Raw genomic sequence first — 14,470 nt, 5'->3', positions numbered from 1 at the left:
CGCTTGCCCAGCTTGATGTAGAGCTCAACGGCTCGGATTCGATCTTCGTAGGAATACATGAACTACCTCCCGGTAGTCCAAGTTTTTGTCCGCATCCCCTGTGGGTCAGGTTTGCATGGAAATTAACAGTCATGAATAGAGTACAAGCAGATCGACGCTTTTACCGCTATTCTCCGCAAAGGTTGTGCCGGGTGTCTGCTTGATCTTTCTGAGTATCCAGTTCTCGAAATTGAGGCCTGTGACTCTGGGTTTTGGCTTCGCATTAATCCACCGCGCTCGCGGTCAAAAGAAGCAGAAGAGATAAGGATTCGGGTTGTACTTGATCCTGATTTTCCACAAAAGCTAAGTGAGGCAATCAATGCTTTCCCAAGGTGGTGGTAAATGTTCGCTTAACCCGGCAGTCGAGCAGGTGGCCACAAGCTGCGCGTGGTTCTCTCCGCTTCGCTCCGGCCTCCTTTCACTTCTACTACAAGGGCTTCCCCACCTTTGTCAAACACAATCCCACCGCAGTTGAATCGCGAAGCGATTGACCACGGAATCTGACTTCTTCTGAACCTCTGCATCACCCCGTGATATCTGTCGTTGCCTGTTGAGTACAAGGCGTGTGGACGGCGAAACTACAAACGGTCATTCGAGGCTGCTCTTCTTGCAGCGGACCCTGATGAAAGACGCGCGCCGAGGGCTCCATTCGTTAGTCGGGGATCAGCATGGCATCCCACGCTGCTACCGCCCTAGAAATGATCGAGCATTCCCCGGCGCAGGTCCAAACCTTTCACTCATCAACGACAAGCCATCACACGGTGGCATCTACAACTTCAATCTGTGCAGCAAGGCCGCCACGGACTAGGCAGGCATCTTGAAACCCTCGCCGCGCTGCAGCATGGCCCAGCACATGCGCGCATTCTTGGCGGCGATGGCGACCACGGCTTTCCAGTAACCTCGTCGCTCTTGCACACTGATCGCCCAGCGACTCACCGGGTCAGTCTTGTTCTTGGCCGATTGCAGCACCGCCTTGCCGCCCATGATCAACAGGGTACGCAAGTACGGGTCCCCGGCCTTGGTAATGCGGCCCAACCGCTGTTTGCCGCCTGAACTGTATTGACCCGGCACCAAACCCAGCCAGGCACAGAACTGGCGGCCACAGGTGAAGTCATGGCCCTTGCCCACGGTGGCCACGATCGCGCTGGCGGTGGTGGGGCCTATGCCGCCCAGGCGCATGAGCTGTCTGGACAGTTCGTCCTCTTTGGCGATATGGGCCAGGTGTTTGTCGTATTGGGCAATACGTTCATCCAGACGGCTGAGCTCGCTCAAGGCATCGCCCACCACGGTGTTGCACCAGCCCGGCAGGTCTTCGAGGTGCTTATGAGTTTCCCGGCGCACCGTGGCCGCTTTGAGGGGCAGCACGATACCCAGCTCCGACAGCAAGCCGCGAATGCGGTTGATGAGCGCTGTGCGCTGCTCTACATACCCCTGGCGCGCGCGGTGCACGAACAGGCGCGACTGCTGCTCGATGCTCTTGACCGGAACAAAGCGCATATTAGGGCGGGTGACGGCTTCGCAGATGGCGGCTGCGTCTGCCGCGTCGTTCTTGCCCCGTTTACCGCTCATGCGGTAGGGCACGACAAACTTGGGCGCCATCATGCGCACCGTGTGCCCAAACCTGGTGAACTCTCTGGCCCAGTGGTGGGCGCCAGAGCATGCTTCCATCCCGATCAGGCAAGGCGGCAAATGGGCAATGAGTTCCAGCAGTTTGGCGCGTGCCACCTCGGGACGCACCATCATGGGCTTGCCTGTCTCATCCACGCCATGCACTGCAAAGACGTTCTTGGCGAGGTCAATTCCAACAGTTACGATAGTCATGATTTCCCCTTCCAGGTGAGTTGATGAAAAGCTTGACCTCTCCATCGTGGCACTCAGTTGCCGTAAACCGCAACCCCAACGGGACGCGGCTTGCTTGGGACGGGGAAGTCCCTTTCATTCGTTAGGCCGCAATGCAAGCCGCTCGCGTTACATTTCCAACCCCGCTCGGACTCCTCGCTCTCTCGATAGAGTCTGAAACACCAAGCGCAATGCTCACCGTCCGTACAGGGGAACTCTGCTCAGATCTTCCTCCGGGAATGAGCGTCGAGAAGTGCTGGGCCGCCATTTTCACCCTCGTTGCCGGTACTCAGACACCTAGCGCCTTACTACAGGCTCAGTTGTGGCCCAGTCTGCCAACGAGCGGCAATCCGGGAACAGGAGAAGGGCTGGAAGCGCAAACATGGGAAGGTGGTGGCTATATGCTTGCAGCAGGAACAGAAGATGAAGAGTTCCTCAGAGCCCGTATTGGAAATCCCAAGCTGCGTGCGGAGGCACGCTACGAGCCCGCATCGCTTACGGTTGCTCTATCCAACCTTCCCCCTTACATAACCACAGAAGTTCACTTCATAGTGGCCTGGAATCATTTCCCAGAAGCGGTTGAGGGCTCATGCTGGTATGCAGTAGACCAATCGCATTCATGGGTTGCGGCACGAGTTGCGACCTAACTTTTCATATATGGACTCCCCCACAACAGCAAGAGCCTGATCGATTGGGGACCAGAGGGTAGAGCACCTGCAGTCGTATATCTGGCATCTGTTGCGGACTCTGTGGTGGTCAGTGCCGACATGGAATCTGCGTCACCGCGTCGCCACACGTTGCAAGCGGCAGGCAAGCTGCCGGAAGAGTTATCGGCGTAGTGCGGTGTGGGAGGAACCCGATTGGCCATGGTGGTCGATCAAACCCGTCGCAAGTGGTGAAGGAACTGCTGGTCTGGTGTGCTGACCGGTTGTACCGATTCAGTCGGGCATCGCAAAGCTCTGGCGGTTCTCCTTCCTGTTCAACCGAGCTGCTTCATCGAACGGCTTGTGATCGCGTAACGTCGCATAGCAAATGCATGCCAGCTTGTTGGTCAGTGCGCAGGTGGCCTTGTCGTGGGTGCTTCGCCCCTGCACATTCAGCGCCCGGCGGCGCACACCCTGCATCTCCTTGCCCGCCACTTGCGCCACCTTGCCCGCCACTTGCGCCACCTTGGCCGCTCGCAGCGCACTGCGCGCGCCGTGCGTGTGCAGCATGCGCAGGTAGCGGTCGCCTTTCTTGGAGATGCGCCCCAAGTAGCGGCTGCCGCCTGAGCTGTACTCGCGGGGCGTCAGCCCGAACCAGCTGGAGAAGTGGCGTGCATCCGTAAAGTGCGTCACATCACCCGAAGTAGCCGCCACCATCGCAGTGGCAGGTGACGCACGATGCCAAGACGCATCAGTGCATCTTGGTGGACGGCGAAGGCAAGTGCCCGCTCAATCAAATTTGTACTCAGCGGGGGGACAGTTGCAAGGCGTGGCTGCGCTCTACCGGCGAACGCGCGAGAAGCCGAGCTTGAACACGCCCATCAGCCCGTACGGCTGAGCCAATGTCAATTGCCCAAGAATCTGCCTAACCACAGACACGCTCCGATAAATAATCTTAATGAGAATGATTCGCGTTACTGATACGCTTATCGCTGAACAACGGTTTTGCAAGTGAAACCGTGTTCTTCCCTGCCGATTCGACTTAACTTCAATCGACTATCAAACCTTTAAGGTAGAGAATGAAAAAACTAGCTAAGGCAACTTGCATTGCGCTGGCAGCGCTCTTTGCACTCAACTCCAGCGCGGATGAGTATTCGCTCCCACCCGTGACAGTCACGGACCAAGGCTTTTATGATTTTGGGGTTGGCGGATACAGCCCCCCCCAGCAGGCAGGAGGAGGAGAACCCTTTCCAGGCTATTTCACGTTGGTTGTCGGTGCTGAGCGGTATATTCAAGCCTCTAATGTGCGATGTAGCGCCACAGGGGAACTTAGGAACGTGACTTCACAGAGCCCTGTTTTGGACCGGTGGATGGCAGCAGAACAAGTTTATCGGCGTCTGAAGCAGTTCGACAGTTTTTGGGCTTTCTGGGGTGCTAATAATACCCCTGACAAGCGAGGTTGGTTTTTGGTCATTTACGCTGATGGATATTCGGAGCAATGGGCCGTAATCACGCCTTTGTTCTCACAAGTCACTCCCGGCAGCCCCATGCCGAATACCATGAAGCCAGGCAACACCCCACCAGGACAGATTGAACCAAATACCCTATGCGGATAACAAAAGTTAGGGTTGCAGCGGCCTTAGCTTGCAGCCTTATCCTTTTAGTGACTATGTGCTCAGCGTTGAGGAACAACGCTGAGCCTGTAGTTAATACGAGCCCTGCTGCTCGATCTTCGGCGGAGGGCGCGTCGAAGGTATCGGCTGCTGAATCGCCTGTAACGGATGCACCCTCAACAGTGGTTGCCACTGGTTCCGCAGAGTCACCGCGATCTTTACATCAGCAATTGATGAGTGCACGAGATCTAAGGGTTCTGTATCTGGATTTTCTGCAGCAAGGAGACGCCGGCGGGGGGCTATATGCTATGAACATTCTGATGCGGTGTTCCTCCGTTAGACAAAGGCACTTCCCTGCTAACTGGATGCCACAAACTGTCGAGCAAGGAAAGGCCAAGGCATTCACGGAGGCGCAATGCGCCAGCTTTCTCGAGAGCGAACTGTCCATGGATGCAGTGGCAGCACTCGCGCGAGACCCCCGATTAAAGAGCGATCAGCTACGCTCATTGCTCGACACTTGGGTGCGGAAAAGCCAAACAAGCGAGGAACGGAATTCCGCGTTGAGTGCGGTACTCCAGACTCGTGATCCATTGCTGCTTGAGCAATTGGCCGGCGCGGTTTTCTCCATCGGTGGAAAAATAGCATTTGATGGCAGGGTTTATAACGAACCGTATGCATTACCTATCTTAAGTTCAGCGTGGATAAGTGCCATGTGTGATGGACTGCAGACCCAGTGCGGGGAGATAGGGGACCCATATTTAATGGAAGCTTGCATCAACCAAAACGCCTGCTTCTCCAATAGATACCAACTTTTCGCTAGCGATGCAGATAGCAGATTCGGGAAAGAGGCTGGAACATTGTTCCGGACAATTTATCCGAAAATTGTCGAAGCCATTCGTAGCCAAGACGTAGCGGCCTTTAATTTTCAAAGATGAGTCCACGGCGGTTGATCGCTACCCAGCGGACTTTCTTGTCCTACCCGTCGATGAATGCTTCCACGCAGGAGCAAAAATGACGTCCCATCACGGCAGCGGCGCCCGTCCACCGCTGACGTGGCCAGTAGGGCCCGGCCGTCTCGCATCCAGCGCAGGATGGTGAAACGCCTCGGCTCCTTTGGACGCCGAGATGAGATGATTTCGGTAAGGCAAAGCTGGCGCTATCACTAGCAATTTCGCGTCTGTTTGGCCCTAAATGGTCCGGTACCCAAAGGTGTACCCGAGAAACAGGACAGCCAGGGAAAAGCTAGTGTTGGCGCGGGTTGCGGAGGATCTTTCGATCCAGCCCCAGCACACCCCTTGCACGGAAGCACGGTGCTGGTCGAGTGCAAGGTGTCGCGTGCCGACTTCCTGGCAGACATGGCGAAGCCCCGTCGGCACAGCGGCGGCGTAGGCAACTGTTGGTACTACATGGTCCCAGAAGGGGTGATGTCCCCCGGATGAGTTGCTTACCTAGTGCGGGCATGTGTAGGCGAACGCCTGTGGCCACCGCAAGGTTCGCTTCGGTGTCTGGCGCATGAATGACCGCTGTGTAGCCCAAACCGTGAACTCAGGGGCTGACAGCGCCGGCAGCACGCTGCAAAGCAGTTACTCAGATTTGATGGCGCAATGTCAGCTTGGCTTTGTGGTCTTCCCAAATCCGGGGGCGCTGCCTAGTAACGAGTGGTTCTACTTTGCGCAGAAGCGCTCGAACGATTGACTGATCCTTGCCCAAGAGCAGCTGGTATAGCGCTCGACCGGCTAGAGGCGTGGGCGAGCTAGCAGGGTGGGTAGTGCCTGGCCCTAAGCCTGCGCGGATGCTGAGCATCACGTACTTGCTCATTGGCGGCGCCCCATGGGGAATGGCCGTCGGGACCATGTCATCCAGAAGCCTTAGGGCCACCAGCGTCGCGCCCTCTTGGATGTGTCCGGCAGGAGGATCGCTGACTCCTCGCCTCCTACCGCAAGACCTTCTCATGGGTTTTCCACAGCGTGTGCTCGATTACAGGCGCCTAGCTAGCGTAGTTCTCGACCGGCCCGTACGGCAGCCCCGGCGAGTTGCACGGAAGTGCGGGGTTAGCACTCAGTTCCGTTTCGCAGCGCTCTGAAAAAACCAATCTTTAGTGGCGTGAAACCGGCATAACCGTATTTTGAGTAGCGCGCCCCCCTCAAGTCTCATGGCGTGTTGAGAATAAAAGCTAAAGAATTCAACGACTTAGTTAGGAACACACTCGTGCTTTAACAGACGTTCCGCACCATTAGTTTCTAGGACGCAGTTGCCTCATTGGAGATCATTTTCATAAAAAGTTATTAACTTAGCCACCTGATGCCTGAACTAGTAAAAGGCCTCCCGCTAGTCTCACATTAATAATCGCTCAAAATAGGCTTCCGTCCACCCCGACGTCACGTAAGCTAAGCCTAAGGCTCCGGGGCCTGCGCGTCGCATAGAGCAACCAATATCTAAACTGCGCTGTATTAATTCGACATAAGCTGAAGTGACGGGATTTTCAGACCAACCCACCGCGATGGTTGAGGCAGACAGTTCATGCTCGACGCTTACCCTGATTCATTCGCCATTTAGCCGGTTCGTGCGCACTAGCAGCGGGGCTCACGACCGCTGTGCTGTACGTGAAAGAAGTGAGTCGAAATGCCCGGCGGTGGCTAGCGGGGAGCTGCACTATCGAATGGATTGGTGTATTCCCTTAGTGTCGCGGGCGTTCAATTTCGCCGAGAGAACCTCCAATCGACACTGCCGAAGCATCTCTAAAGTCAATCCATCCCATCAGTCGTTGGGACAAATAAACCGGAGATCACCACCATGTTCACGCCGTCGTTGAAGATCGGGAGGCTGCTTGCCTCTTTCGCAGCCGTCACTTGTCTGTCAGCCCTTGGGCTTTCGGCCCATGCCCTGGAGACCGTGGACAAGGGCGGATTCACCATCGCCTTCTCGGGCGACATGCCTGGCACGGGCTACCAAGATGGCAAGATGGTCGGCTACGATGGCGAGATCCTGCAGCGCATCGCCGAGGCGCTCAAGCTTAAAGTCAAGCCAGCATTGATGGAGTGGTCGGGCACTATTGCGTCTGTGCAATCGAAGCGTGTCGACGTCATGGCCGGTACCATGGGCTGGACAGAGCAGCGCTCCAAGATCATGGCGCTGAGTGATCCTATCCACTACTTCAAGAACGGCATCACTCAGTCGGACAAGACCGACTGGAGCAAGCTCAAGGATCTGGAGGGCAAGAAGGTCGGCACCATCACCGGCTTCTCGTTCATCCCCGAACTGCGCAAGATCAGTGGCCTGCAGCTGGCGCTGTACGACACCTCGGACGCGGCCGTGCGCGACCTGCTGGCCGGGCGCATCGACGCGGTGATTGGCGACCCGCCAGTGATGCAATACGCGATCTCGCAGAACCCGCAGTGGAAGGTGAAATTCAATGCTTTCACCGATGCTTCGCCTGAATATCCGTTGCTCACGGGCCTGGGCCAAGTGGTGTTCGGCCTTAACAAGGACAACCCTGAATTGGTCAAGGCGGTTAACGCAGAAATCGCCAAGCTCTGGGGTAGTTGCGACCTGCGCAAGATCGGCAAGACCTATGGCCTGGTGCAGGACGTCTGGTACATCCCCGTGGGTCAGAACTCCCGGGCCGGCGTAGACCGTCCTGCTGATTGGAAGCTGCCTTCCTGCAAATAAGCCAATGGGTTGAGACCATGGCTCCATGGAATTGATCCGCCGCATGCCTGCCGCGCGCAAGCATGCGGCTTTTTTCGTTGCGGGTGCTTCCAGTTCCTCCCGCTACCTTCATCTTCTCAACCCACCTTAATACCATGGCACTCTCCAATCGGACCGGGCGCGGGCTGTCTATTCGCGCTTCGTTGATCCTCGGTTTCTCCGCCATAGGCATATTGCTGGCGGCAGCCTTGGCGCTCGCGGTGCAAGCTGGGGTGGCCGCAAATGCCCAGGTGGCGTCCATTACAGGACAGAGCCTGCCGATGTTGAGCGCCGCCTACGAGGTTTCGCTGGAGGTATCCTCCATTTCGCGAGCACTGCGCGATGCGGTGCTGGTGGAGATGCAGGAGGACCTGCCCACTGAAGTCGAAAAAATCGACGCCGCGCAGAAGCGAATCGATGAGCGGATGGCCTTGCTGCAAGAGACAGTGGTCCTGACCGCTGAACGCGAGCTGCTCGAACAGGTCAGGCAGACCGCTACTCGATTCCGGCAAGATCGGGATCAATTCCTGGCGCAACTGCAAGGCGGTGCCCGCGGCCCGGCGCGCGGAATGCTGACAGGCGAGCTGCGCCAATCGCAAGCCGCATATCTGGAAGCATTGGCCCAACTGCGAAAAGCCGAGGCGGAACAGGTTGAACGGGCCGCCGCTGTGTCCATAGCGGCGCTGCAAAGCATGCTTAAGCAAATGGCCGTCTCCTTCACGCTTGTGCTTCTTGTGGGCTGCGTGGTGGCGGTGGCCCTTGTGCGAACGCTAACGCGGCGGCTAGGGGCAGAGCCTGCAGTCGTGGCGCAGTCGATGGCGCGTGTCGCCGACGGGCAGTTGACGGAACCCTTGCCCGGCTTGGCAGCGCCTCCAGGATCGGTGATTGCGTCACTGCGCGCCATGGTTAGCGCCCTTGGTGATACCGTGCTACAAGTGCGTAGCGCCTCTGTGGACGTGGCGGCGCAAAGTCGTAGTTTGGTCGTCGAAGCCAAGGATTTATCTGAGCGCACCGAGATGCAGTCGGCTGAACTGGAGCAAGCGGCAGCGGCGCTGGAACAGTTCGCGGCGACTATGGGCAACACGCAGCAAACAGTGCTAGATGCACATCGACTGGCCGCTTCTGCCTGCGATGTGGCCCGCGAAGGGCAGACCATTGTCGATGGGGCCATGAAGAGCATGCTGGTAGTGGCGGGACATGGAGCGCGCATTGCCGAGACCACCGCAGTGATAGACGGAATTGCGTTTCAGACGAACATTTTGGCGCTCAACGCCGCCGTGGAGGCAGCTCGGGCAGGGGCGCAGGGGCGCGGCTTTGCTGTGGTGGCCAGCGAGGTCCGAAGCCTAGCGCTTCATTCTGCAAGCTCTGCCAAGGAGATCCGGCAGCTCATTCAGCAGTCGAATGAACAGATAGCCGCCTGCCGGACGATGGTTGAGCGCGCGCGCGCGCAGACCGCGAGCGTCATCGAGGCGGTTAACTCGTTCGCTCAACTGATGGCAGCGGTGCAAACCGCGAGTAGTGAGCAGCACTTGGGCGTGCGCCAGCTGACTGAAGTACTGTCCCGCATCGACCAGTTCACACAGCATAACGCTGCGCTGGTAGAGGAATCGCGGGGGGCCGCCGAAGCTCTCCATGCGCAATCAGGTCGCTTGATATCTGTGGTGGCCCGCTTCAATATCGATGAACTACCCGGAGATGGTAGACGCCGTCTGCTTCAGGCCTCTGCGGTGCCTGCCTGAAGCGCCTTGCGCATCCGCCCCGGTGGCATGCCGTACAGCTGCTGGAAGTGCCGGATGAAGTGCGATGCATCGGAAAAGCCGCATTCACAGGCGATGGTAATGATGGGCAAGTCAGTGCTCATGAGCATCCAGCGTGCGTACTTGAGGCGCGCATTTCTGTAGTACTCCGAGGGCGTGGTACGCGTCTCGGCCAAAAATACCCGTTCGAGTTGGCGGCTGCTCGAATCCACTAGGCGCGCAATGACCCCGATCTCCAATGGAGTGCTGATGTTCTTTTCCATTAGCACGATGGCTTGGCGAAGCTTGTTGTGATCAGACGTGCCATAGCCGAGCGCATGGCGCCGTGCAACGTGGGTGCTGCTGGCGGCTGGATTGACGGTCATCTGATGGATGACCTTCGCTGCGCGATCGGGTCCACAGTTCAAGCGCACCAGCTCGGCCGTCAGTTCGACGATCGATATCCCTCCAGCGCAGCTGATGCGATCCCCGTCGAACACGTAGTGGCAGTCCGTGCTGTAGTCCAACGATGGAAACGCCGCCTTCCAGTCTTCTACGTGGTAGGGATGTATGCAGGTGCGGCGCCCAACCAGGAAGCCCGCTTGAGCGAGCGCGAATGTCCCAGTGCAGATGCCGATTAGCGGCTTGCCCAACGAGACGGCCAGCTGGAGAAATGCGATGTACCGCGGGCTGGCCATAGGAGCTGCAGGAAGTAACCCACCAATGACGGCGATGTAGTCGTAATCGCAATCGGACGAAAGTGATTCCTGCACCGCTACGGATACACCGCAGCTCGCTTGCACCGACTGTCCCGGCACACCAAGAATTGTCCAAGAGCATCGGATCTGTCGGCTTTGGTCCCCTACGTCGGCAGCATGGCGCAGGCCGTCGCATAGCCCGGCCAGAGAGAGCAGAGGGAACTGCGGCCATAGCAGGATGCCCACGCGCAGTTCTGTTGCTGCTCCACTACCCGCAGACCGTCGTCGCACAGGCGCATTGATGGGCGAAGAATCAAGCTTGCCAATCAATGCGCCGATGTCGCCTGTGTGCTGTGCACTCACCTGGTGCAAACCTGCACCAAATTCGACATGAGCCTTGTCAAGATTAAGGAGATTTGAGGGCATGGGGTTTTCCCTGTATGTCGCATACGTTCAATATAGCGGCAACCGCTTCCAATGAATAGTCGGCCGAAGTTTCTAGCATTGGGGCACTGTGTATCGAGAGGTGCGTTTGCAAGAGCCGTGCCGCGATGCCAGATCACGAGAGCGCATGCGAACTGTCGCGGGCCCGCAGTTTTGTCTGGAGAACCATGTGAATCAACCCCTGCTTCAAGTCAGCGGCCTTAAAAAGAGCTATGGAACGGCCGAGGTGCTCAAAGGCATTTCGTTTAACTTGCAAAAAGGCGAGACGCTCTCGCTCATCGGCCCCAGTGGGTCGGGTAAGTCCACCTGTCTGCGCTGTCTGAACTTCCTCGAAAAGCCTCAGGCAGGCGAGGTAGTGCTCGAATCCGAACGCATCGGCCAAGTGCCGGACCGAAAGGGCGGCTGGCGCTTCATGACCGACACCGAGATGGCGCCGCAGCGCCGCGAGGTCGGCATGGTGTTCCAGCTGTTCTACCTGTGGCCGCACCTCACTGTGCGCGAGAACGTGGCGCTGGCTTCCATCAAGGCGGCAGGTATGCGCCGCGATGAAGCCCATGCGCTGGCCGAAGAGATGCTCGACAAGGTGCACCTGCGCCACAAGGCCGACGCCTACCCCGAGCAGCTCTCCGGCGGGCAGCAGCAGCGCGTGGCGATTGCCCGCACGTTGGCACAAAAACCCAAGCTGATCCTTTTCGATGAGCCCACCTCAGCGCTCGACCCAGAGTTGGTGGGCGAGGTGCTGGGTGTCATTCGCGAGTTAGCGGAAGAGGGTCGGTCATTAATCCTGGTGACGCACGAGATCCGCTTTGCGCGCGACGTGGCTGACCGAGTGATCTTTATGGACGGCGGTCACATAGTCGAAGAAGGTCCTGCGGCACAAGTGATCAATCAGCCGCGCATGGAGCGCACGAGAGCCTTTCTTGGCCAAGTCGGCAAGGAAGCTGGGTTGGAGTTGTGAGCATGCCCGGCATCGATACTCTTACGTTGATTGCGCTCACGCTCGCGCGCGGCGCATTGACCGCTGCGCAGGTTGCTCTGGGCGCTGGGGTGCTGGCTTCCAGTCTTGGCCTCTTGATGGCGCTGTTGGTAGTCTTCGTGCGCAATAGAGCGCTGCAGACCGTCATCGCCGTCTACATCGAGTGGATGCGCAATGTGCCGGCGCTGGCGCACCTGTTCGTGCTGTACTTTGGCCTCGCCTCTGTGGGGGTGCGCATGTCGCCGCTCACTGCGGCGGTGATCGGACTGGGCTTGGTGGGTGCAGCCATTCTGTGCGAGGTATTCGCTGCAGGGCTGCGCTGCCTGCATGCAGGCCAGCGCGAGGCAGCGCTCGCTGTGGGCCTCACCCCGGCCCAGGCGCTACGCAGCGTGCTGCTTCCGCAGATGTTGCGCGTGACGCTGCCTTCGCTGGGCAACTACGCCAGCCAGCTCGTCAAGGACACCTCTATTGCCTCAGCCATCGCAGCGCCCGAGGTGATGTTCTATGCGCGCAACCTTGTCACTTCCACGTTTGAGACACCGGTGATTTATCTGACAGCCATGCTGCTCTACGCGGCCATGGTGCTTCCCATCAGCTGTGCATTTGCGCGTCTCGAACGCAACACATCGGGGGGCACGCGATGAATACGTTCTTTGGAACCTATGCCGAGTACATGGGTGAATGGTGGCCTCGGCTGCTGGAGGCTGCGTTGGTTACGGCCGAACTTTCGGCCATTGGTTTTGCTATCGCAATCGTACTTGGCGCCATGCTGGTTTGGATGCTGCGCAGCGGAGTGGCGGTGCTGCGCTACGGGGCCAATGGCTTTATCCAGCTCCTGCGCGCGGTGCCGTTGCTGGCACTGCTGCTGGCGATCTACTTCGCGCTGCCAGCGGCTGGAATCACGCTCTCAGGCTACTGGGCAGGCGCCATCGGCTTGGGCGTGCACGGCGCTGCCTACGTAGCCGAGATTCTGCGTGGTGGTCTCAAATCGGTACATGGCGGACAGCGTGAGGCAGGGTTGGCTGCAGGCCTGACACCGCGTCAGGTGTTCCTTTCTATCACCCTCCCACAGGCCATGCGGGTGATGCTACCGCCTCTCCTCAACAGCTATGTAGCACTGCTCAAGGACAGCTCACTCTGCGCATTGATCGCCACCAACGAGCTAATGCTGACCGCCAAGGCTATGTCTAGCGAGTACTTCTTGCCTCTGCACATCTTCATCCTGGTGGGAATGCTGTATTTCGCGATTGCTTTCCCACTTTCCATGCTGTCGCGGTGGTTGGAGCGCCGCTTGGCCCACGGGCGCCGCACGGTGGGTGCGGCATGACAACCAAGCAAACCATGACCATGAAATCCACCACCTACGCGTCTCTGGAGCAACTGGCTCTTGCTATACAACTCGGCGAGCTATCGAGCGAGGCGCTTTTGCAGGCGCAACTGGCACGGATCGCGCGACATGGTGACAAGCTGCACGCCTTCACCGACGTGTATGCCGATGAAGCACTCGCCACTGCTCGCGGCCTTGACCAGATGACACGCGCTGGTATTCGTCTTGGACCGTTGCATGGCGTCACGGTAGCGGTGAAGGACTTGTTTGAAATCGAGAACAAGTCCATCGCCGCGGGATCGAAGGCGCGGCCGCCGCGCATCTCGACGACCAGTGCGGCAGTAGTGGAGCGCCTTCGCGGCGCCGGTGCGGTGGTGATCGGAAAAACGCACACCGTGGAATTTGCCTTTGGCGGCTGGGGCACAAACTCCGCGATGGGTACACCTTGGAACCCATGGGACTTGCAGACCCATCGCACACCTGGTGGATCCAGCAGCGGTTCGGCCGTGGCATTGGCCGCTGGACTGTGCTCGGCCAGTATTGGCACGGACACGGGGGGGTCAGTGCGCATTCCCGCGGGGCTGTGTGGGGTGGTGGGCCTGAAGACCACGCGCGGGCTGATCAGCCGCCATGGACTCATAGAGCTGTGCCCAACGCACGATACGGTGGGCCCACTCACCCGCACAGTGCGTGACAGCGCGATCCTGCTGGACGTTCTCTCAGGCCACGACCCACGCGATCCTGCATCGCTACCAGTGCGCCCACGTGCGGTGCTACCTCAACTCGACGTAGGGCGCGGCGTTGAAGGGATGCGCGTATGGACTTTGCCCGAAGCCGAGCGCTTGGACGTTGATGCCGAAGTCCTAGCCGCATACGACGAGGCTTTGCAAGTTCTGGAGGATTTGGGCATGGAACGTGTGGAGCGGGAGCTGCCGCAAAGCTGTGCCGAGTCAATGCGTGTGGCGGGCAGCTTAATGAGCGCTGAGGGCTACGCCAACCTGGGAACGCTATTTGAGCAGGATGGGCTGGAGTTCGACCCCAATGTGCGTCGACGCATCCTGTTGGGTCGTGATATCAGTTCAGCGCAGTACATCCACTTACTCAAGCTGCGTGAACAGGCTAAGGCGGACATGCTCATGGCCATGGATGGCGTTGATGTGTGTGCGTTTCCGACTAATGCAATCGCGGCGATCCCTGTATCCGACGTCGATGAACTAGCTACACCGCTTTCGCGCTTTGGTCGGTTCGTGAACCTGTTGGACCTGTGTTCGTTGGCTTTGCCTGCAGGCTTCACACGCGCGGGCATGCCTGTGTCTATGCAGTTCATCGCCCGGCCTCTTGACGAGGTCAGGGCACTGCGAGTCGGCCAGGCCTTCGAGCGCGCGACGCTCTGGCACGAGGCGGTGCCTCCCGGTCTTGATGAATAAGCACCCTTGCTTCCTCTATTCCCTCTGATAGTTCTTGCTG

At 58.4% G+C, this 14,470-nt stretch carries 12 protein-coding genes; 9 read left to right on the top strand and 3 right to left on the bottom strand.

Features of this window, described 5'->3' with window-relative positions:
* Positions 1-843: 843 nt before the first annotated feature.
* Positions 844-1,860, bottom strand: a complete 1,017-nt coding sequence (locus ASC83_RS04505) for an IS110 family transposase (RefSeq protein ID WP_056058739.1) — start codon at positions 1,858-1,860, stop codon at positions 844-846.
* A gap of 209 nt (positions 1,861-2,069) precedes the next feature.
* Here ASC83_RS04505 and ASC83_RS23840 point away from each other — a divergent pair, with 209 nt between their 5' ends.
* The gene (locus tag ASC83_RS23840) at positions 2,070-2,525 is read left to right on the top strand and encodes a hypothetical protein (RefSeq protein WP_156379427.1); all 456 of its coding nucleotides are present in this window, start codon (positions 2,070-2,072) and stop codon (positions 2,523-2,525) included.
* A gap of 291 nt (positions 2,526-2,816) precedes the next feature.
* Here the strand turns inward: ASC83_RS23840 and ASC83_RS04500 are convergent, their stop codons facing one another.
* Entirely contained in the window at positions 2,817-3,239 is a 423-nt protein-coding gene (locus tag ASC83_RS04500) for a transposase (RefSeq protein WP_255356902.1), read from the bottom strand.
* 362 nt (positions 3,240-3,601) lie between these two features.
* Between ASC83_RS04500 and ASC83_RS23835 the strand changes: the two genes are divergently transcribed.
* The 4 genes from ASC83_RS23835 to ASC83_RS04490 all read left to right on the top strand — a co-directional run bounded on the left by ASC83_RS23835 (position 3,602) and on the right by ASC83_RS04490 (position 9,561).
* Positions 3,602-4,138, top strand: coding sequence for a hypothetical protein (locus ASC83_RS23835; protein WP_156379426.1), 537 nt, complete (start codon positions 3,602-3,604; stop codon positions 4,136-4,138).
* A gap of 305 nt (positions 4,139-4,443) precedes the next feature.
* The gene (locus tag ASC83_RS23830; RefSeq protein ID WP_156379425.1) at positions 4,444-5,070 is read left to right on the top strand and encodes a hypothetical protein; all 627 of its coding nucleotides are present in this window, start codon (positions 4,444-4,446) and stop codon (positions 5,068-5,070) included.
* A gap of 1,858 nt (positions 5,071-6,928) precedes the next feature.
* Complete coding sequence (locus tag ASC83_RS04495) at positions 6,929-7,804, top strand: ABC transporter substrate-binding protein (RefSeq protein WP_056058736.1); 876 nt, start codon at positions 6,929-6,931, stop codon at positions 7,802-7,804.
* A gap of 134 nt (positions 7,805-7,938) precedes the next feature.
* Positions 7,939-9,561: a methyl-accepting chemotaxis protein gene (locus ASC83_RS04490; protein WP_162245482.1), complete on the top strand. Its 1,623-nt coding sequence runs from the start codon at positions 7,939-7,941 to the stop codon at positions 9,559-9,561.
* Here the strand turns inward: ASC83_RS04490 and ASC83_RS04485 are convergent.
* Positions 9,537-10,682 (bottom strand): GlxA family transcriptional regulator, encoded by a 1,146-nt coding sequence (locus ASC83_RS04485; RefSeq protein WP_082522348.1) that lies wholly within the window; start codon positions 10,680-10,682, stop codon positions 9,537-9,539. The genes ASC83_RS04490 and ASC83_RS04485 overlap by 25 nt on opposite strands.
* 145 nt (positions 10,683-10,827) lie before the next feature.
* On the opposite strand from ASC83_RS04485, the gene ASC83_RS04480 reads away from it, so the two are divergent.
* The 4 genes from ASC83_RS04480 to ASC83_RS04465 are packed head-to-tail and all read left to right on the top strand — an operon-like array spanning position 10,828 to position 14,430.
* Positions 10,828-11,658: an amino acid ABC transporter ATP-binding protein gene (locus tag ASC83_RS04480; RefSeq protein ID WP_056058730.1), complete on the top strand. Its 831-nt coding sequence runs from the start codon at positions 10,828-10,830 to the stop codon at positions 11,656-11,658.
* A 2-nt stretch (positions 11,659-11,660) separates the two neighbouring features.
* Positions 11,661-12,320, top strand: coding sequence for an amino acid ABC transporter permease (locus ASC83_RS04475; protein WP_056058727.1), 660 nt, complete (start codon positions 11,661-11,663; stop codon positions 12,318-12,320).
* Positions 12,317-13,003 (top strand): amino acid ABC transporter permease, encoded by a 687-nt coding sequence (locus ASC83_RS04470; protein ID WP_056058723.1) that lies wholly within the window; start codon positions 12,317-12,319, stop codon positions 13,001-13,003. Before ASC83_RS04475 ends, ASC83_RS04470 begins: the two co-directional genes overlap by 4 nt.
* A 20-nt stretch (positions 13,004-13,023) precedes the next feature.
* A complete protein-coding gene (locus tag ASC83_RS04465; RefSeq protein WP_235509317.1) occupies positions 13,024-14,430 on the top strand; it encodes an amidase in 1,407 nt (468 codons plus the stop codon).
* Positions 14,431-14,470: the final 40 nt, after the last annotated feature.

This window comes from Acidovorax sp. Root402, from assembly GCF_001425125.1.
Classification (GTDB): domain Bacteria; phylum Pseudomonadota; class Gammaproteobacteria; order Burkholderiales; family Burkholderiaceae_C; genus Acidovorax; species Acidovorax delafieldii.
This window is presented reverse-complemented; position numbering and strand designations above follow the sequence as displayed.